Source organism: Streptomyces sp. CNB091 (genome assembly GCF_000377965.1).
The window spans coordinates 138,448-156,617 of record NZ_KB899007.1 but is presented as its reverse complement, the minus strand read 5'-3'; the positions used below and the strand labels follow the sequence as shown (position 1 = coordinate 156,617).

Here is an 18,170-nt window from a genome sequence, read left to right as displayed (position 1 = left end):
TACGGAAGGGCCGCAGGTGGCGGACCAGCGATCGGGCCATCGATCGGCGGTACGAAATGTCCCGACGTCACTCGTTCGGTCGCACGTAGACAGTTTGTCCGAAGACCACGGTCCGCAGGCAGACGGGAAGGTCGGCCCCGGGGGTGAGATCCGGCAGGCCGGGCGTGCCGGACCGGGGGTCGGTGGACCATCGGGCGACCCGGTCGTCGGGGGTCTGGACCAGGAGTTCGGCGGTGCGCCAGACGGCGTAGTCGGCCGGGGCGCCGGGCACCAGGATGCCCGCGTCGTCGCGGCCGACGGCCCGCCAGCCGCCGCGGGTGTGCGCGGTAAACCCGGCACGGACCGAGATGCGGTGCTCCGGGGTGCGGTGGTGGGCGGCGGCCCGCACGGTGCCCCAGGGGTCGAGCGGGGTGACCGGGCTGTCGGAGCCGAAGGCCAGCGGCACACCCGCCCGCAGCAGCGCCGCGTACGGGTTGAGGGTGGCGGCCCGCGCCGTACCGAGGCGCTCGGCGTACATCCCCTCCGGGCCGCCCCAGGCGGCGTCGAAGGCGGGCTGGACGGAGGCGGTGAGGCCCAGTTCCGCGAAGGCCGCGATCGTCTCGGGGGTGAGCATCTCGGCGTGTTCGACGCGGTGGCGGGCGGCCCGGATCCGGTCGAGGCCGAGCGCCCCCGCGGCGGACCGGATCCCGTCCACCACGGCGGTGACCGCGGCGTCGCCGATGGCGTGGAAGCCCGCCTGGAGGCCCGCCTCGGTGCAGGCGGTGACATGGGCGGCGATCCTGGCGGCGTCCAGGTGGGCGGTGCCGGTGTGCGGGTCGTCCGCGTAGGGCCGGTGCAGGCAGGCGGTGTGGGAGCCGAGGGAACCGTCGACGAACAGATCGCCGGCCGCGCCGATCGCGCCCAGTTCGCGGATGCGCCGGGCGTCCTTCTCGTCGGCGATCTCCTCGGCCCAGAGGCCGAGGACGCGGGGTCCGGGCCGCTCGGCGGCGAGGGCGAGGAGCGAGGTGAAGTCCTCCTCGTCGGAGATCTCCGGCCCCCCGCACTCGTGCACGCTGCCGATGCCGAGGGAGGCGGCGTGGTCGAGGGCGGCGCGCTGCGCGGCTCCCCGCTGGGCGGCCGGGAGCGCGCCGTGGGCGGCGGCCCGTACCGCGTGGTGGGCGTCGCCGGTGAGCGGCGCGTCGGGGTGATAGCCGGTCATCGCGGTGACGCCGGGGACGAGGTCGAGCAGAGCGGTCGTGACGATCGCGGAGTGCACGTCGATCCGCGGCAGGTACAGGGCCCGGCCGCCGGCCGCCTCGTCGAGTTCGGCGCGCGAGGGGTGACGCCGCTCGGGCCAGCGGGCGGCGTCCCAGCCGTGTCCGAGCAGAACGTCCCCGGCAGGGCGCCCGTTCGCGAACGCACGGACGAGGCCGAGGGCCTCGGGCAGGGTGCGGGCGCCGGAGAGGTCGAGCCCCGTCAGGGCCAGACCGGTGGCGGTGGTGTGCACATGGGCGTCGGTGAAAGCCGGGGTGACCAGGGCGCCTTCGAGGTCGACCACCTCGTCCACGCCGCTCGCGAAGGCGTCGGCGGCTCCCTCGGACCCCACCCAGGCGACATGGCCGCGTTCGACGACCATCGCGGTGGCGAACGGGTCTGCGGGGCTGTGGACGTCTCCGCCGCGCAACAGCACGGTGCGGTGTTCGGGGGCGCTCTGGGGGGCGGTGCTCTGGCTCATGGGACCAGTCTCGCGCCTGCCGGCCGCCGCCCGGTCCTCGGCCCCCTCCTCCGCGGCGGGCGGCCCGCCGCTCAGATACGCGGGGGCCGGGCCTCGTACGGGGTGGACAGGACGACGGTGGTCCGGGTGGACACACCGGCGAGCGTGCGGATCCGGGTGAGCAGGTGCTCCAGCTCCAGCGGGGTCGCCACGCGCACCTTGAGGATGTAGTTCTCGTCCCCGGCGACGCTGTGGCAGGCCTCCAGTTCGGGCACTCCGGCGAGCCGTTCGGCGATGTCGTCGGGTGCGCTCGGGTCGAACGGTTTCACCGAGATGAACGCGGTGAGGGGCAGCCCGACGGCCTCGGGGTCGACGACCGCGGCATAGCCGCGGATCACCCCGCGCTGCTCCAGTCGGCGGACGCGCTGATGAACCGCCGAAGTGGACAGGCCCGTGGCCTTGCCCAGGTCGGTGTAGCTCATCCGCCCGTCCTTGACGAGCAACTCAACGATCTGACGGTCCAGCTCCTCCATGTGGATCAACCTATGGCCCAGGGCGCCGCTCGGCACAGTCGCACGGGTCACGGTTCGGCACCTGCGGGCCGCATGTGACGAATGCCACATGCCCGCGGGTCGGTAGCGGGCCGCCTCGCGGTTATCGGGGATGCGCGGCGGGAAGTGCTTGCTGTGGTCGAGGCCGTGGCGCCTTGTCGGCCCACCCGAGGGGGGAATTTCCATGCAGAGCCTGAAGCTCACCGAACGTACCGAACCGGAGCCTGTTGATCCGGACGACGACGGTAGCGCCGACGCGTACGACATGTTCGAGATGGTCCGGGTGATCTGCCCGGACTGCACCCAGCCCATCGCGCTGCTGGCCGACGAGGACGTCCTGCCGGAGCACGCCCGGTGCCCCACACCGTGGAACCCGTTCGTCCTCACCGTCTGCTCCGGAACCGGCCGCGGCGTGAGCGACGCCCGGCCCGCGGACGAGACGCTGGAACTCCAGGAGCAGGAGGCGGGGCTGCTGTTGACGCTCCCCCAGGGACTCGACTGGCGGATGCAGCCCTTCTCGCACGCCGGGGGGTCCGGCTCCCGTCCGCTACGCGTGCCGGGGATGCGTCGCGAGGCCGCCTGACCCACAGGCCGTACACGCTGCCCGGCACCACGACGGCCCGGGTCCTGTCGTCGAACTCCCGTCGTCGCCCGGAGGGCAGGCAGGAGTTCGACGCCGCGGCGCCCGAGGCACCGCATCCGCCGGTCGTCGGCGACCGGGGGCGGCGTCCGCGAACGAGCGCTCGAATCGGCGTGGCAGTGACCCCGGCCCGCCCCGCCGCGTTGGCCCCGTATGACCACGCTGCATGCACCAGTCGGTTCGGGTCGCCGCCGGCTCGCCGCACCCCCGCCCGAAGAATCGGTTCCGCACCCGGGAACGCCCACACAGCCGCTGCCTCGCTCCACGGGGACCTCGCCCATGGGCGCCCCCGCGGACCCGCCGATCTACAGCGCGCTGCTCAGGCAGTGGGAGAGCGACGGCCGCACACTGCCGGGCCGCCGCGACCCGGAGTGGCGCCAGGCCGCGGCACTGCCCCCGTGGCCCGAGGCGCCGCCGCGGTTCAGCGCGTCTCGGGACCCGCGAGGTGGCGCGCGATGACCATGCGCTGGATCTGATTGGTGCCCTCCACGATCTGGAGCACCTTCGCCTCGCGCATCAGCCGTTCGACCGGGAAGTCGAGCGTGTAGCCGTAACCGCCGAGCACCTGGACGGCGTCGGTGGTCACCCGCATGGCCGCGTCCGTGCAGAACAGCTTCGCCATGGCGGCCTGCCGGGAGAAGGACTCCCCCGCGTCCCGCAGCCGCGCCGCCTCCAGGTACAGCGCCCGGCCGGCCTCGATCTGGGTGGCCATGTCGGCGAGCATGAACCGCAGCCCCTGGAAGTCCGCGATGGGGCGGCCGAACTGCCGCCGGTCCGTGGCGTACCGGACGGCCTCGTCCAGGGCCGCCTGGGCGACCCCGACGGCACAGGCAGCGATGCCGAGGCGCCCGGAGTCGAGCGCGGACAGGGCGATGGCGAAGCCCTGGCCCTCCTCACCGATGCGCCGGTCGTCGCCGACCCGTACGCCGTCGAAGTGGAGCTGGGCCGTCGGCGAGCCCTTCATCCCCATCTTCTTCTCGGGGAGAGCGGCGTTCAGCCCCTCGGCGTCGCCGGGGACGAGGAAGGCCGTGATGCCGCGGGGGCCCTCGACGCCGGTGCGGGCGAGCACGGTGTAGAAGTCCGCGACCCCACCGTGGGTGATCCAGGCCTTGGTCCCGGTGATGACCCAGTCGTCCCCGTCCCGCACGGCCTTGGTGCGCAGGGAGGCGGCGTCGGAGCCCGAGGCTGGTTCGGAGAGGCAGTAGGCGCCCAGCAGGCCGCCGGAGAGCATGGCCGGCAGGTGCGTGGCGCGCTGCTCGTCGGTGCCGTATCCGGCCAGGGCGTGGCAGGCGAGGGAGTGGACGCTGACGCCGAGACCGACGGTGAGCCGGGCGGCCGCCAGTTCTTCCAGGACCTGGAGGTAGACCTCGTAGGGCTGGTCACCGCCGCCGTGGGCGGAGTCGTACGGGAGTCCCAGGAGTCCGGCCTCGGACAGGAGGGTGAAGACCTGACGGGGGAAGACGCCCGTTTCCTCCTCCTCGGCCGCCCGGGGAGCGATCTCCTTCGACACGATGTCGCGGACGAGCGCGACGAGCTGCCGGGACTCCTCGGTGGGCAGACGGCGTTCCACCGGCTGCGGGGCACGGTCGGACATGACGGCGCTCTCCTCCCTGTCGGGCGTTGCGGCGGTCACTCGCTCGGGGTGGGAGAGGCGCCGCCGGGTGATCTCCCGGAAGTGGCCCGGGAAAAGACAGACTGCCCGGCCGATCCTGCCTTCCCGGGTCACGGGGGGCGCGGTGATCGGCTGTGGCGGGTTGAGTATGCCCGATCGAATGGCTCCCGTCACGGGGGGGGCAACCGCGCAGGCCGGAAGGCCCGCGACGGCCGCGAACCATCGGCGAATTGGTCCGAACCATTGGCCCGACTGCGTGCTCCGACGGTTCCACCGAACGACCATCGCGCCCATGTCACGTCGGGTGCTCCTGGCCGCCTCCGGTGCAACGGCGGAGGGCTTCCGCTCCGGTGCCGCGATCTCCACGCCGAGGGCCCTCGGCATCCCGCCGGAGAAGCTGCTGCCGGGCATCGGCTGAAACGGACGTCGAGGGCTGCGGGGTCCTACCGCGAGCGGGCCGTCACAGCAGGCCGAGCTGGGTGACGAGCATCGCGAACACGACCACGAAGGCCCAGCCGGCGATGTGCTCCATCAGCTTCGAGCCGTCCTCGGGACCGCCGGTGCGCGCGCGGCGGGCGTGGTGGGCGTTTCCTGCGGCGGTGGTCGCGGTCATGGCGTCTCGCTCTTCGTACGGCTTCGGCTGGGGTCCCCCGTGACCCGACCAGAGTGCCAGCACCCGGCGCCGCGGAGAACGAGATCCCGGTCACGGTCCCGGGCGGGCCGAGCCTCCGCGGGCGTCGCGCTCCGCAGGTACGGCAAGGAAATCGGGCCGGGACGGGCCACGCGGGCGGAAGCGCGCAGTGGGGCACGCCACACCGGCCCCGCCGCCCGGTGGCCCGACGGACCACCGGGAGCCGTCCTTCACTTACGGCCGACGCCCGCGTACATCGCGACGTCGGGCTCCGGTGTCTCGGCCCGCCACGCGGAGCACGGCACGACCCCGGGCTCCAGCAGCTCCAGGCCCTCGAAGTAGCGCGTCACGGCAGCCGGGGTCCGCTGCGTGAGCTTCGGTGTCCCGTGCTCGTTCCAGAACGCCACCGCCTCGTCGACGTCCGGCATGTCGGGGTGTGTGACCGTGTGGGACAGGACGAGGTAGCTGCCGGGGGCGAGCGCGGCCATCAGCCGGCGGACGACGCCGTACGACTCCTCGTCGTCCTCGATGAAGATGACGACGCCGAGCAGCATCAGCGCCACCGGCCGCGAGAAGTCGAGTGTCTTCGCCGCGGCCGCCAGCATCGCGTCGACGTCCCGCAGATCGGCGTCCAGGTAGTCGATGCGCCCCTCGGGCGTCCCGACCAGCAAGGCCTGGGCGTGCGCCAGCACGAGCGGGTCGTTGTCCACGTACACGACACGGGCGTCCGGCGTCACGCGCTGGGCGACCTCATGGGTGTTGTCGGCGCTGGGCAGCCCCGTTCCGATGTCCAGGAACTGCGTGATGCCCTCCCGCTCGGCCAGGTGCCGGACCGCCCGCCCCAGGAACAGGCGGTCCTCCTTGGCGTACGCACCGATCCCGGGGTGCAGCTCCCGGATCTCGTCTCCGGCCTGCCGGTCGACGGGGTAGTTGTCCTTGCCGCCGGTCCAGTAGTTCCATATCCGGGCCGTGTGCGGGCGGGATGTGTCGATGCGCGAGTTGAGGTCGGTCACCTCTTCAACATAGCGCGGCCCTCCGGCAACTCCTCTGCGGGCATGGCACTTTGGCCGCGCGCCCGGCGGGTGCGGCCGCGGGGCCGCACCCGCTCACAGCAGGCCGAGCGACCGCAGCACGCGCCACTGACCCGGTGTCGTCCGGGTCGGCCAGTAGACGTAACACACCCCGCCCGTACCGCTTCTGACCTTGCCGGCCGCGTCGTAGCGCTTGGTCCGCAGCCAGATGTTCTCCACATGGGAGAGTGCCGCTCACCACGCGACACCCTTCCACACAAACATGCAGGTGAGAGGCGTGGACCGCGCGAGCCACATTGGGGCAGGATGCTCGTCCCCTGGCCCTGACGACCCTCTCCGACGTCCGGCCGCCCGGTCCGGCGCAGCCTCCGGCGTCCTCAACTCCACCCAGCAGGTCGGCGGCTCGCTGGGCCTCCCCATCCTGGTGACCGCCTTCGGCACCGCCAGCCGCAACGAAGCAGACCAGCAGGTCCCGACCTTCCTCGCCCGGGCCGACCCGGCCGAGAAGGCCCTCTTCGCCCGCACCGGCCGGCTCCCGCCCGCCCGAGGCAACCAGATCCTCACCTCCGACGTCTCGGCCGACTTCATCGTCGCCGCCGCCTTCGCCTGGTCGCCCTTTTCGCCATCCAGGTCCGCCCCTCCGAAATAGGACGGCTCAAGGGCGGCGGGATGACGCCGAGCGGTTAGCCGAAATAACTCGGCCGTTCTATTTGTGATGCGCGCACCGACTTGTGAATTCCATGCCCATCCAAAGTTTTTCTCCTCTAGCTTGACCGCATGAGCGAAGATGACTCTCTTCCATCGGCTCCTCTGTGCGCTCTGGTGCCGGACGAGGAGTGGGCGCGACTGGCGCGATATCCGGAGCAGACTTACCTCGCGGGCCGCGCCCTGCTGCGGCAAGGGGACCAGGGGACGCATGTGCTTGCCCTGGTGGAGGGGCTGGTGAAGGTCGTCAGGACGGAGCCCGACGGGCGGCAGCGAGTGCTCGGTTTCCGAGGGCGGGGCGAGATCCTGGGGGAGATGGCTCTTCAGCCCGGTAGCGTCCGGATGGCCGACGTGCGGGCGCTGAGGAAAAGCAGGGCATGCATTGTGCCCGCACAGGATTTCCATCGCTTCGTCCGGGAGAACAAGCTCGCACGCCCCATTTTTGAATTGGCCTGGAATCGTATGCGCGAACAGGTCGAGCTGTGCGAGGGGGCTGTTCACGAACGTCTCGCCCTGGCCCTGCTCCGCTTGGTCGCAGCCGCCGGTGGAGGGAAGCCCTGCTTCTCACTCACGAGGGAGGAGCTGGCCCAGCACATCGATGTGGGCCGCAAAGCCGTCAGCAAGGCGCTCGAACGGCTCGGCCCCGACTGCGTGAGAGTGGGAAACCGCCGGATCGAGGTGGTCAGCGTGGAGGGCCTGCGCAAGGCGGCCGGCGGCCACGTGGGCGGCTAACACCTCCCGTCGAGGATGTGGCCCACATCACCCCTTATCGGGTCCTGCGGAACGGAACGGCTACCCGCCCGCTGTGAAGCTCGGCGTGCTCGACACCGCACGCGACAGCGTTCCCGCTCGGCCCGAGAGCGGCCGGGCGGGCTTCACGGAGGAGTGACATGCCCGAGTTCAGCAGCGCCCTGCCCCAGCAAATCGCCGCCCCGTACACCCACAGCCGGCCGCTGCCTCCCTACCGGGGCATTCTGGCTGTCGACGCGAAGGACTTCACGGGCCGCCCGGCGATCGAGCACGAGGCCGTCAGCCGGGTCCTCCCCGAACTCCTCAAGACCGCGCTACTCAGGTCCGACCTCGGAGACCTGTGGGAGGCCCGTACGTTCCCGGCCACCATCGGGGACGGCTATGTCTTCGGGTTCGACCCGGCACACATGCCCTTCGTCATCCACCCCCTGCTGCTCGCCCTCCAGGAAGTTCTGACCGAATTCAACGTCCTCTCCTACGGGGCGGTGCCGATCAGGCTCCGCGTCAGTCTGCACGTCGGCCCGCTGCCGGAGACCGGGGACGAGTTCGGCGGCAACGGCACGGCGCGCAATGACACCCACCGGCTGCTCGACTCGCGCCCCGTCAAGGCCGTGCTCACCTCTCACAACGAGAACATCACCCACGTAGCGGCCATCCTCTCTGAGCGGTTCTACGAGGACGCGGTCGCCGGCGGGTACACGGGGCGCCACCCCGACCACTTCGTGGAGGTGGCCGCGACGGTCGAGGGCAAGTCGTTCTCCCGACGGGCATGGCTCTACGTCCCCCAGCCCTCCGGCCCCCTCTACGAGGGCACTCCCGTCGACAGCGCCGCTCCGGAGCCTGTACGGGAGCCCTCCCCGCGGTCCGCCGAATCGCCAGGCGACGACATGGCGGCCCGCCGCACGGATGCCATCGCCGCCCCCCGCGGCAACATCAACACCGGTACCGTCCACGGCGGTCAGAGCGTGCGCAATCACCACGTGGCCGGTGATCACGTGGCGGGCGACCGGATCGCCGGTGATTACGTAGAGGGCCACAAGATCGGCAAGATCCGCCGCTTCCAGGGCGACCAGGTCCGCAGCGAGAAGCGCCAGGGGCGCAAGTGACGGGGGACGGGAGGGTGGGGGCGGCCGGGCTGCCCAGTCCCGGACTTCTGCCCGAGGACGGGGCTCCGCGATCCGAAGCGGAGTACGACATCACCGAGTTGATCGGCGGGGCCAAGGAGTGGGCGTCCATCATCTACGCCCCCGGAGGGAACATCAACAACGGCTCCGTGTACGGCGGGCAGGGCGTACGCAACGGCTCCGGGCCTGAAGGGCGGCTATGGGAAAGCAGGGTGCGCGAGGGGCCGATCCCGGACATGGAGAGGGAGGCCGCCGCGCACGGTTTCGCACGCCCCGACTGGTTCGAAGCAGCCCTCGCGAAGCTGAAGCAGGGGCCCCTGTTCCTCGCCGGCCGGCCAGGAACAGGCCGTCGTACCGCAGCGCTCAACCTGCTAAGGGAGAACTGCGGGGCTGATGCGCCGCTGCGGGCGCTGGACGGCGTCACCGAACTGGACCGCTGGAAGCCCACCGACGCCTCGGCGCGGGGCTACCTGATAGACGGGCTGTTCCCCTGCCGGCCGCTTTCCCCGGTCATGCTGAGAAACGTGCGGGAGTTACTCAAGAAGGCCCATGCGTGCATGGTGATCGTCCTGCCCGACGACACGGCCCTGCTGCACCGCCTCGAACGGGACCTCCACATCAGCCCCACCGTGTGCTCCCCGCCGTCCCCCTCCCTGGTGTTCGGCAGCCGCTTCGAGGCGGTGGTGCCGGACCGATGGGAGCGGGACCGGCTGCTGTCCGCGTTCGCCGACCGTCATGACCTGGGCGAACTTCTGGTGCCGGAGCTGGTACCCGCTGAAGTGGTGGAGCTGGTGACGGCCCTCGTCGAGGCCGACGGCGATCCGGAGGCTCTCGGCGACCTGGGACTCCGGCTGAGCTACCGGGCCGAGCGGGAGGTCCCGGAGCTCATCAAGAGCTTGTGCGACGAGCCGGAATCGCTGGCCTTCCTGCTGGCCGTTTCGGTCTACGAAGGACTGGACCAGCAGATCGTCAGGAATGAGGCCGACCGGTTGACGAAGCTGGCGGGCGACCGGCTGACGGCGGTGCTGCCCGGCGCAGACGTCGATGGGGCCGCGAAGCCGGACCGGCCCAATCCGAAGTTCGTCTTCCGGCACTCCCTGACGGAATTGCTGCACGCCGTGCGCGCGGTTCGCCAGGACCGCGAGATCCGAGCGGAGGGAGCCTACTCGCGCAGTGTGGAGGCTGTGGCGTTCATCAGGCATCGACAGGCCGAAGCCGTTCTCAGACATGTGTGGCGCGAGTACGGGCAGTTGTCAGAACTGCTCGTCGAATGGTTGCGGGATGTGCCCCGCTCCGGCGGGCTCGCCGGACCGGCGGGCCGGGCCATGGGACGGGTGGCAAGCTGGGGCGGCGGGCACAACGCCCTGGTGCACCTCCGGGAGCTCGCCCGGTCGGACCGCGCGACCAGTCGGCTCGTCGTGGCGAACGCGCTGGGCGTCGCGGCCGAGGACCCCGTGCTCGTCGCCGAGATTCGTTACCGACTGCATCACTGGAGCACGGCGACCGACTTCCGTCTCAGGACGACGGTGGCGCACGCGTGCGGCGAGGAATTCGGGCTGGCCCGCCCCGACCTGGCCCTGCGGCTCCTTCAAAGTCTCTTCCGCGCGGCACAGGTCCGGAAGGAGGAGGAGCACCGGGTGAAGGTGGCGGTGGAAGCGGCGATCCTGCGGCTTTTCCAGGCCGGCAACGAGGCGAAGGTATTCGGCTTGCTCCGGAAGTGGCTGGACGACGAGGGGTACGACCAGGAGCAGGTGCTCTCGCTCTTCAGCCGCATGCTCTGGTCTCCCCAGTGGTTCATGAGGAACCTCGCCCTGTGGACGCCGGAGGCGCAGGTGCTGGCCGACCTCACGGGCCGCGCCCTGAACACGGAGAGTTCCTTCGAAACGACGTGCAGGACATTGCTGCGCTGGGCGGAGTCGGGCCAGTGGGACGACGAACAGTTCCGGGCCGTCGAGAACCTGTTCGCGGCGATGGCCCGGTCCATGCGGTCCGGTGAATTCCGATTGTTCGTGGAAATGGACCAGGCGGGTGCGAACGGCTGGCCCGGCCTCGTCACCGCCCGCGACGCGCTCCATCGGTGGCGGACCGGCGTGCACAGGGAGGCGGCATGAACGACGACACCACCGACCGCCTCTTTCACCGGCTGGACAGGCCGCCCTGGCGGGAGATCCTCGGCCACCGCTGGTCCGCGTCCAAGGACTGGGCACTGGTGCTCAGGGACGAGGCGGGAGAGTACTCCTTTCTCGGCCGTCGAGGGGACCCGGAGGGTTCCAGCGCCTATCCGTCCCTGGCGGACGAGGCCCCCGCTCCCCACCTGAGCAGGAAGTACAACGACGTCTTCCGGGTGGACACGACGGAGCACGTGGACACGCGGGCGGTCGGCCTCCCCACGGTCTACGGTACGGAGTCGGTCGACCTGTGGGTCTCCTGGTGGGTCCACGACCCCGTACTCGTCGTCCGTGCGAGGAGTCTGCACGGCTGGCACCTGGTACGGACCCATCTCGCCTCTGTCCTGCGTTACTTGGCGGATGCGCAGGACGCCTCCGGCAACGGGCTGGGGGCACCGGAGATCATGCAGCATCTCGGTCTGCCGCAGCGCCTGGAGGAACACGGTCTGAGCTACCGGGTGTTCGACGTGCGGCTCCGGGAGAACGGTGAGGAGCTGCTTCTCGGCGGACGGGAAAGCGACGGGGTCCGTTACTCCTGGACGGCCAGCCGTCGGGGCGAGTACGAGTTCTGTCTCCAGGCCCTCCACGCCGGCCCGGTGTCGCTGGCGGCACTGTGGTTGCTTCGTCACCCCGAAGAGGTGCGGCAGGTCCTGGACTGGGCGGTCGGCCACCAGGATCTGCTGAATCCGCCGCGTTCCGACTGGCAGGAGGAGCTGGCCTCCCTGCTGGGCACATTGACCGAACAGGAGCGCAAGGAGCTCTCCAGCCTGCTGCGTGACCGGATCGGGGCGCTCGGGAGGCCAGTTCCCGGCGAGTACATCTGACTTTGGGAAGTATATTCGAATATTGAATTTCTGAGCGGGTGTGTCGCCTTTCGGTGACACACCCGCTCTTCTTCTCCACGCCGTTCCGTAAACCCATTCCGTGTGTGACTGGGGTTACTCGATTCCTGGTCCTCCGGAGCTGATTCGGGGATGAGTCCGCGGGAATCTCGACGTGTCCGAAAGGAGGGCGGCCGCACGATTCCCGGGCGCCCACGGAAGGAAAGGGCGACATGCGACCAGAGGAACCCCAGGCCCCGGACAATGTCCTCGCGTTCCGCCGGCGACGAGAGACCACAGGCCCGGCACACGAGCCCGAGGCAGCCCCGGACGCCGCTCCCCCTGTGGCGACCTCCCCCGCGACGGTGCTGAACGCCGAGCGCGGCATCATCAACACCGGCACCGTCCACGGCGGTCAGCACGTCACCACCGTCGGACTCTCCGGCCACACCGACGGAGGAACCGATGGCGACAGCTGATCTCCCCAGCGAGACCGAGCCCGAGACCGATTTCGCCGAGTTCGCGATGGCTCTGGCGGGTCGGGGGCCGGCGATCTGGGCCCCCAACGGCGTCATCAACACCGCATGGCTGACAGGCGGCCAGCACCAGCGGCTCGCGCCTTCGGCGGAGAGCGGCGCGGTCCCGAGGCCGGTACAACAAGGCCCTGTACGGGCGAAGCATGTGCAGGCGGCGCGGCGGCGCTTCGTGACGCCGCCCGGCTTCGAGGAAGCCCTCACGGTGCGCGAATCCGGCATCGTGGTGCTCGTCGGCGAGGCCGGGACGGGGCGGGAAACACACGCGCTCAACTTGCTCGCGCACGGCCACGAGGCCCCCGTGCTCATCCAGGTCGACGGAACGGCCAGCCTCTCCCGGTGGTCGCCGCGCGCCCAGGGCGTGGACGGATACCTGGTGACGGAGCCCGCGGATCCCTTCGCGCTCCGGGCGTGGGACCTGGCCCGCCTCGAAGGGCTCCTGGCGGAGGCGGGCGCCCGCCTCGTCATCGTCCTGGTGGAGGCCCCCGGCCTGGTGGGCGCGCTCGAGGACCACCTCGGCGTGCCGGTCGTGCGCCACCGGCCGCCGGACCCCCGGAAGGTCTTCACCACCCACCTCGCGGACGGCTGCCCCGACGAGGCGGTACGCGTCCGGTTGCTGCAGGCCCTGGCACCCGGCGATCTCGACGAGTTGTTGCCCGACGGCCTGCCGCCACGCCACGCCGCACAGGCCGCGGACACCCTACGGCGCCTGGGTGCGGCGGGCGGTCCGGTCCCGGGGGAGCTCATGCGCACCCTGGCCGGGGCCGAGGGCCCGGAGATCCTGGCCCGCGCCCAGCGCGATCCCGCCCTCCTGGCTTGTCTGCTCTCCCTCGGCGTCTACGGAGGGCTGCACCGTGCCGTCGTCATGGAACAGGCGCGGGAACTGCTGCGGCTGGCAGGCCCGGACAGAATGCGGGGTCCCGGCTCCTACCATCATCCGGGCGAGGGCCCCCCGCCAAGGCCACCGGACGAGGTCCTGCGGATCCTCGGAGCCCATCGCGTGAGCCGCGCCGATGACGAGGCAACCGACACGGTGTCCTTCTTCTGGCCCGCCGTGAGCGGGTCCGTGTGGGAGAGCCTGTGCCGGGGCCGAGCGGACCTCGTGCCGGTGGTACACGCCTGGCTCGCCGACCCCGGTCCGGAGGAGGACCAGATCGAGCGGGCCGGCCGGGCCGTCGCCGCTCTGGCGGAGGCCACGAGCGGCCAGTCCCTGGAACTGCTGCCCGCGCTGGCCTCCACTCCGGCCCTTCCCGCCCCGCGAGTGGCTGCGCGATGCCTGGCGACACGCTTCCGGGACCGGGCGGTGGCACAGACGGCGGCCAACCTGCTCGACCTGTGGAGCGTCACGCCCGAAGCCCCCTTGAAGCACGCTGTGGCGTACGCCTGTGAGCAGGCATTGCGACTGCTGGAACAGCTCACGGAGACCCTGGGCGCCGGGCCGGACGACCTCTCCGTCTTCGAGGCTGCCAAGGGGGCACTCGTACGACGCTTCAACAGAGGCGACCACACCACCAGGTTGACCGTCCTGCACCGGATGCGGGACTGGGCGCGGACCGACGCCACGGCCGGCCTGCTGACCGCCCGTGCATTTCCCGTCCTGGCCCGCACCGACTTCCTGTGGTGGAGCGGACGGGCTCTGGCCCGCGCCAGGTCGGCGGCGGTCGCCGTCCACCTCGTCGGACACTCCCTGAACGAGTCGGTCGCCTTCTCCAGCATGGGAGACGCCCTGCTCACCTGGTGCGCCGGGGCGGCTGGCGCCAAGGGTCGGTCGCGGGCGGTCGCCCGGCTCCTCGACGGGCTGGTGACCGCCCGGGAGCCGGGCTTCCTCCGCTGGCTCCTGGCCGTGGAAAGAGGCCCGGACACGATGCCCGGCAAGGTACCCGCCGCCCGCGCACTGAAGACCTGGCGAGACAACACCCCGGCCCCACGGGCCGGTTGAACAGGAGGCAACCCATGACTTTCTTCTCTCGCCACGGCATCCTCACCACCGTCGAGCGCCGGTGGGCCGACAACGACCCCACGCCCCAGCTGCGTTTGTTCGACGGCACGGAACCGGCGGGCGTACCCCTTTCCCTGGACCGGGCCCGCGCGTTGCTCTACGACCGCACCGCATGCTCCCTGGCACAGGCTTCCCTGTGGCACCAGGTTGCGGAGCGCTTCCGGGCCGGAGGGACCGACTGGCGGGAGGCGGTGGTGTGGCTGGGACTCCAGGGGTTGCGCCGCAACGCGTCCCGGATCACCTCGTGCCGCCGTGCCGACCGCGAGGACGTCGAGGCGGAGCTCGTCACCTGCTACCTCGAAGAGCTGGCGAAGCTGGACCCGCGGGACCCGGAACCCGGGAGGACGGTGCTGCGGTCGGCCTGTTCCCGCACCTGGGAAGTCTGGCGCGACACGCACCGCGAGAACACGGTGGAGGACGTGGAACGCGCAGGCGGCGCTTCCCCCGGCGCGGGCAGCGACGACGTCTGGCGGGCGGACTACGACCCGGCCCCACGCTGGTCGGGGCTCTCCGCGAGCCTGCGGATCTCCGTACCCGCGCACCGTGTCGAAGGCGTACGGATCGGCGCTCTCGCCAGCGCCTGGGGCGTGGCTGGTACGGCCACGAGCATCGGGCACTCCGGCCGAGGCCGCCGGGTCGCCGCCCTCTCCCTGCGCCGGGTCGGGAGGAAGGGATGAGCGGCCACCACAACACCCCCCTCACCTTCCGAGAGATCTTCGACCTGCCGGTGAGCGTCGACCTGCGCACGGCGGCCCGGGCGTTCGGTATGTGCATGGGCACCGCCTACCGGTTGGTCGCCCGTGACGAGTTCCCCTGTCCCACCGTGCCCGTCGGCCGCCGCCACCGGGTGCGGACCGTGGAACTGCTGGCCGCGCTGGGCATCGAGGAGCGTCCCGTCTTCGCCGACGAGATCGCCGACGGCGTGGCACTCACGCTCTTCGACTGACCCCTTTCCCGCCCTGCCGGACCACCACCGAAAGGAATCCACCATGCCCACTTGCCTCGTCATCGACGGGACCGCGACCACCACTTTCTCCGCCGCCTCCTGCCTCCCGGAGGCGCGGCACCAGTCCGCCGTCCTCCACGAGGAGATCGTGCGCCCGGTGTGCGAACAACTCGGCCTCACCCTGCTGAGGGCGGGCAGCCTCGCCGAGGCCGGCCTGCCCCTGGACCAGCTGCTGCACCTGCTCACGGAGGCGGACGTCGTCGTCGCGGACCTCGGGGGTTCCGACCCGGAGCTGGCCTTCGCCTTCGGCGCGCGCCACGCGCTCGGCCGGCGCACCGTCCACGTCACCCAGGACGCCGAGTGCCGTCCCGCCCCCGGGGCGGCACTCCACCTGGCCTTCCCGTCCCACCCGGGCGGCACCGCCACTGCCCGGAAGCAGCTGTTGGAAGCGCTGGAGGCGGACCCGCTGCGGACGGACGGCCCTCCGATCGAGACAGGCTCCGCCACCGGAGCGGAAAGCGGCCCCGACGAGAACCTCCCGGGCATGTTCGATCTGATCGTGGAGGCCGAGACCCAGATGGAGGCGCTCGCCGACGACATGGCCGACGTGGACGCGGCCATGTCGGACGTCACGGAGCTCATGATGCTCCTTGGGGAGGAAATGACCCAGGCCAACCACTCCGGGGCCCCGGCGAGCAAGAGGATGGCCGTGGTGAACCGTCTGGCCAAGGCCATCGAGGGACCGACCGGAGAACTGGAGGCCGCGGCGGACCGCTTCGTCGAACGTATGCGTTCCTCCTACACTGCCGTCCAGGTATTCCTGGACTGGCTGGCCACCACTCCTCCCGCCGAATGGCCGGAGGACGCGGAGGAAGCGCTGGAACAGATCGCCTTGATGGACTGGGGTGCCGAGATCGAATCGGCTTCCGTCCAGGAAGGCATGGCCATGATCAACATGCTGGGTGTCGCCAGCCGCCTCATGCGCCGCCCCGCACGCAGGATCACGTCGGCCTTCCGGAACATGCTCCACAGCATCGCCATGATGCAGGAACTGCACTCCAAGGCAGTGGGGTTGCGTCGCTCATGAACAGTGCCGCCGCGGCGCGGCCCCTGGGACCGTCGAACTCGCCTACCATCACGGCGCTGTCCGACGTCGAGCCGAAAAGATCGAGTGTGCTTCCCCTAGCTCAACACCATGCGGCAAGTGGTGGGTTCGTTCGTCCTGGCGACCCTGGGTGACGGTCTTCGGCACCGTGAGCCGCAACGGGGAGGCGGGGACCTTGGTCTCCGCCTCCCCCGCCCGGGCGGCCCCGCGCAGCAGGCCGGATTCACCCAGGACCGTGACCACGACGAGTGGCGTGTCCATCCACGAGGTGTCCCGCTGGCTCGGACATCGTTCGATCAAGGTCACGGTGGACCGGTACGGTCACCTCACTCAGGACGGTCAGGAGCGCTGCCCGTCAGGTCGCTGAGAGGGCCGCGGGGCCGCACCTGCTCACAGCAGGCCGAGCGACCGCAGCACGCGCCACTGACCCGGTGTCGTCCGGGTCGGCCAGTAGACGTAACACACCCCGCCCGTACCGCTTCTGACCTTGCCGGCCGCGTCGTAGCGCTTGGTCCGCAGCCAGATGTTCTCCCATTCGCGCCGCCGGTAGACGCGGCGTACCGCGTCGTTGTCGGGGGATGCGGGGTCGTTGGCGATGACGTCGCCCTCGGGGGTGAAGCCGATGACCGTCATCAGATGGCCGGCCGTTCCGTATCCGGCGCCGGTCAGTTCCTCCTTGAGGAAGGACTGGGAGGTGATGACCGGGATGCCGGCGCGGATCAGCCGCTCAACGTCGGTGAGCGAGCCGAGCCGGGTGACGACGGCGTTCAGGTCGCGGTACGTGGCGGCGTAGGCGGCGTTGAACGGCCAGTTGCCGCAGCCCGCGTACGCGTAGTCGTAGGTCTGGCGGGCGGCGTGGCAGACCTGGGGGTCGGGCAGGCCAGGCTTGACCCAGGCCAGGTCCTCGGCCGTGGGACGGCGGCCCCAGTGCTCGATGATCATCTGCGACGAGGTGGGGCTGCACCACGCCTCACCGCCGTTGTCGTACTCGGGGTACTGCCCGATGTGGACGTTCTGCGAGTAGCGGGGCACCGGCAGTTCGCGCGCGAGCGCGGGGGTGCTCGCGGGCACGGTGAAGCGGTCGGGCACGTCGGAGGCCATCGCGCCGACCCGCCAGACGGTCGGGGTGAGGCGGCTGCCCGGGGCGCGGTACAGCGTGAGCCGCAGCCGGTAGGAGACCAGGCGGACGCCGCTCGCGGGATCGTCCACGGAGAAGGTGTCCGTCCACACGGAGCTGTACGGGTCGCCCTGGCCGTCGACGGACGTACGGCGGATGTCGCCGTCGCCCGCCGCCCAGCGGCCCATCACGAACCAGGGCGTCGCGGCGCCGTCAGCGTAGACGCCGCTCAGCTCGACCTGGATCCAGGTGCCGGCCGGGGTGCGGGCGTTCCAGGAGGCGATCACCTCGGTGGCGGGGACGGCCGAGCGGTGCACCGGGGAGGTCCAGGTGGCGTAGTCCCAGGCGGCCGTCCTGCCGGTGTGCGGGTCGGTGTAGTCCGTGCGGCCGGCCGGGACGCCGATCACGACGCCGGGCCGGGGTCCCGGAAGCACCCGGGTTCCGTCGCCGGTGCCGAAGCGCCAGTCGGTGTAGGTGTGCCAGAAACGGTTGTCCACGAGGGGCCCCAGGGCTCCGGAGGAGCCAGTGGGCGAGGTCGGGGCGGCGGACGCGGACAGGGTGGATCCCACCGTGCCGGCGGCTGCCGCCGCGGCGAGCGCGGCGGTCAGAACGGTTCTGCGCGAAGTCGGACTGGTCATGGTCGTGACCCCCGGTCGGATGCGGAAGGTGGTCTGCGAGTGCCGTGCGGTGCGCCAACTATCCCGGTTCGCGGCCGGATCGGGCCAGTGTTCGGCAGTCGCCGCC

The 18,170-nt window shown here is 71.2% G+C and carries 18 protein-coding genes and 1 pseudogene; 12 read left to right on the top strand and 7 right to left on the bottom strand.

What is annotated here, in order from left to right; all coding sequences use genetic code 11:
* Positions 1–67: 67 nt before the first annotated feature.
* Positions 68–1,714 (bottom strand): amidohydrolase, encoded by a 1,647-nt coding sequence (locus D581_RS0128780; protein WP_018960608.1) that lies wholly within the window; start codon positions 1,712–1,714, stop codon positions 68–70.
* Between the two features lie 71 nt (positions 1,715–1,785).
* Positions 1,786–2,226, bottom strand: a complete 441-nt coding sequence (locus D581_RS0128775) for an Lrp/AsnC family transcriptional regulator (protein WP_010057405.1) — start codon at positions 2,224–2,226, stop codon at positions 1,786–1,788.
* A gap of 202 nt (positions 2,227–2,428) precedes the next feature.
* Here D581_RS0128775 and D581_RS0128770 point away from each other — a divergent pair, with 202 nt between their 5' ends.
* Positions 2,429–2,827, top strand: a complete 399-nt coding sequence (locus D581_RS0128770; RefSeq protein WP_018960607.1) for a hypothetical protein — start codon at positions 2,429–2,431, stop codon at positions 2,825–2,827.
* A gap of 478 nt (positions 2,828–3,305) precedes the next feature.
* Here the strand turns inward: D581_RS0128770 and D581_RS0128765 are convergent, their stop codons facing one another.
* Entirely contained in the window at positions 3,306–4,478 is a 1,173-nt protein-coding gene (locus D581_RS0128765; protein ID WP_018960606.1) for an acyl-CoA dehydrogenase family protein, read from the bottom strand.
* A 310-nt stretch (positions 4,479–4,788) separates the two neighbouring features.
* On the opposite strand from D581_RS0128765, the gene D581_RS1000000142295 reads away from it, so the two are divergent.
* Complete coding sequence (locus D581_RS1000000142295; RefSeq protein ID WP_469224540.1) at positions 4,789–4,914, top strand: hypothetical protein; 126 nt, start codon at positions 4,789–4,791, stop codon at positions 4,912–4,914.
* A 42-nt stretch (positions 4,915–4,956) separates the two neighbouring features.
* Here the strand turns inward: D581_RS1000000142295 and D581_RS1000000140945 are convergent, their stop codons facing one another.
* From D581_RS1000000140945 to D581_RS1000000141400, 3 genes and pseudogenes are all read right to left on the bottom strand, one after another.
* Positions 4,957–5,109, bottom strand: a complete 153-nt coding sequence (locus D581_RS1000000140945; protein ID WP_018960604.1) for an SCO1431 family membrane protein — start codon at positions 5,107–5,109, stop codon at positions 4,957–4,959.
* Positions 5,110–5,357: 248 nt separating this feature from the next.
* Positions 5,358–6,140: an SAM-dependent methyltransferase gene (locus D581_RS0128750; protein WP_018960603.1), complete on the bottom strand. Its 783-nt coding sequence runs from the start codon at positions 6,138–6,140 to the stop codon at positions 5,358–5,360.
* A 93-nt stretch (positions 6,141–6,233) separates the two neighbouring features.
* Positions 6,234–6,374 (bottom strand): annotated as a pseudogene (locus tag D581_RS1000000141400) (peptidase C39 family protein); the annotation flags it as partial.
* A gap of 61 nt (positions 6,375–6,435) precedes the next feature.
* On the opposite strand from D581_RS1000000141400, the gene D581_RS0128740 reads away from it, so the two are divergent.
* From D581_RS0128740 to D581_RS0128690, 10 genes are all read left to right on the top strand, one after another.
* Positions 6,436–6,807, top strand: coding sequence for a hypothetical protein (locus tag D581_RS0128740; RefSeq protein WP_026291001.1), 372 nt, complete (start codon positions 6,436–6,438; stop codon positions 6,805–6,807).
* A gap of 128 nt (positions 6,808–6,935) precedes the next feature.
* Positions 6,936–7,595, top strand: a complete 660-nt coding sequence (locus tag D581_RS0128735) for a Crp/Fnr family transcriptional regulator (RefSeq protein ID WP_051114655.1) — start codon at positions 6,936–6,938, stop codon at positions 7,593–7,595.
* A gap of 158 nt (positions 7,596–7,753) precedes the next feature.
* The gene (locus tag D581_RS0128725) at positions 7,754–8,719 is read left to right on the top strand and encodes a hypothetical protein (RefSeq protein WP_018960600.1); all 966 of its coding nucleotides are present in this window, start codon (positions 7,754–7,756) and stop codon (positions 8,717–8,719) included.
* Positions 8,716–10,848, top strand: coding sequence for a hypothetical protein (locus tag D581_RS0128720; protein WP_026291000.1), 2,133 nt, complete (start codon positions 8,716–8,718; stop codon positions 10,846–10,848). The genes D581_RS0128725 and D581_RS0128720 overlap by 4 nt, the downstream gene beginning before the upstream one ends.
* Positions 10,845–11,729 (top strand): hypothetical protein, encoded by an 885-nt coding sequence (locus D581_RS0128715; protein WP_018960598.1) that lies wholly within the window; start codon positions 10,845–10,847, stop codon positions 11,727–11,729. Before D581_RS0128720 ends, D581_RS0128715 begins: the two co-directional genes overlap by 4 nt.
* Positions 11,730–11,959: 230 nt before the next feature.
* Positions 11,960–12,205, top strand: a complete 246-nt coding sequence (locus D581_RS1000000140940) for a hypothetical protein (RefSeq protein ID WP_026290999.1) — start codon at positions 11,960–11,962, stop codon at positions 12,203–12,205.
* A complete protein-coding gene (locus D581_RS0128705; RefSeq protein WP_018960596.1) occupies positions 12,192–14,198 on the top strand; it encodes a hypothetical protein in 2,007 nt (668 codons plus the stop codon). Before D581_RS1000000140940 ends, D581_RS0128705 begins: the two co-directional genes overlap by 14 nt.
* A 14-nt stretch (positions 14,199–14,212) precedes the next feature.
* Positions 14,213–14,935, top strand: a complete 723-nt coding sequence (locus D581_RS0128700) for a hypothetical protein (protein WP_018960595.1) — start codon at positions 14,213–14,215, stop codon at positions 14,933–14,935.
* Positions 14,932–15,204, top strand: coding sequence for a DNA-binding protein (locus tag D581_RS0128695; RefSeq protein ID WP_018960594.1), 273 nt, complete (start codon positions 14,932–14,934; stop codon positions 15,202–15,204). The genes D581_RS0128700 and D581_RS0128695 overlap by 4 nt, the downstream gene beginning before the upstream one ends.
* Positions 15,205–15,247: 43 nt before the next feature.
* Positions 15,248–16,291, top strand: coding sequence for a hypothetical protein (locus D581_RS0128690; protein ID WP_018960593.1), 1,044 nt, complete (start codon positions 15,248–15,250; stop codon positions 16,289–16,291).
* Positions 16,292–16,699: 408 nt separating this feature from the next.
* Here the strand turns inward: D581_RS0128690 and D581_RS0128685 are convergent, their stop codons facing one another.
* Positions 16,700–18,064 (bottom strand): peptidase C39 family protein, encoded by a 1,365-nt coding sequence (locus D581_RS0128685; RefSeq protein ID WP_018960592.1) that lies wholly within the window; start codon positions 18,062–18,064, stop codon positions 16,700–16,702.
* Positions 18,065–18,170: the final 106 nt, after the last annotated feature.

Excerpts from the sequence above, each read along its gene's own strand:
- D581_RS0128780 (WP_018960608.1), bottom strand. The coding sequence starts at position 1,714 with ATGAGCCAGAGCACCGCCCCCCAGAGCGCCCCCGAACACCGCACCGTG.
- D581_RS0128775 (WP_010057405.1), bottom strand. The coding sequence starts at position 2,226 with ATGGAGGAGCTGGACCGTCAGATCGTTGAGTTGCTCGTCAAGGACGGG.
- D581_RS0128770 (WP_018960607.1), top strand. The coding sequence starts at position 2,429 with ATGCAGAGCCTGAAGCTCACCGAACGTACCGAACCGGAGCCTGTTGAT.
- D581_RS0128765 (WP_018960606.1), bottom strand. The coding sequence starts at position 4,478 with ATGTCCGACCGTGCCCCGCAGCCGGTGGAACGCCGTCTGCCCACCGAG.
- D581_RS1000000142295 (WP_469224540.1), top strand. The coding sequence starts at position 4,789 with ATGTCACGTCGGGTGCTCCTGGCCGCCTCCGGTGCAACGGCGGAGGGC.
- D581_RS1000000140945 (WP_018960604.1), bottom strand. The coding sequence starts at position 5,109 with ATGACCGCGACCACCGCCGCAGGAAACGCCCACCACGCCCGCCGCGCG.
- D581_RS0128735 (WP_051114655.1), top strand. The coding sequence starts at position 6,936 with ATGAGCGAAGATGACTCTCTTCCATCGGCTCCTCTGTGCGCTCTGGTG.
- D581_RS0128725 (WP_018960600.1), top strand. The coding sequence starts at position 7,754 with ATGCCCGAGTTCAGCAGCGCCCTGCCCCAGCAAATCGCCGCCCCGTAC.
- D581_RS0128715 (WP_018960598.1), top strand. The coding sequence starts at position 10,845 with ATGAACGACGACACCACCGACCGCCTCTTTCACCGGCTGGACAGGCCG.
- D581_RS1000000140940 (WP_026290999.1), top strand. The coding sequence starts at position 11,960 with ATGCGACCAGAGGAACCCCAGGCCCCGGACAATGTCCTCGCGTTCCGC.
- D581_RS0128705 (WP_018960596.1), top strand. The coding sequence starts at position 12,192 with ATGGCGACAGCTGATCTCCCCAGCGAGACCGAGCCCGAGACCGATTTC.
- D581_RS0128700 (WP_018960595.1), top strand. The coding sequence starts at position 14,213 with ATGACTTTCTTCTCTCGCCACGGCATCCTCACCACCGTCGAGCGCCGG.
- D581_RS0128695 (WP_018960594.1), top strand. The coding sequence starts at position 14,932 with ATGAGCGGCCACCACAACACCCCCCTCACCTTCCGAGAGATCTTCGAC.
- D581_RS0128690 (WP_018960593.1), top strand. The coding sequence starts at position 15,248 with ATGCCCACTTGCCTCGTCATCGACGGGACCGCGACCACCACTTTCTCC.
- D581_RS0128685 (WP_018960592.1), bottom strand. The coding sequence starts at position 18,064 with ATGACCAGTCCGACTTCGCGCAGAACCGTTCTGACCGCCGCGCTCGCC.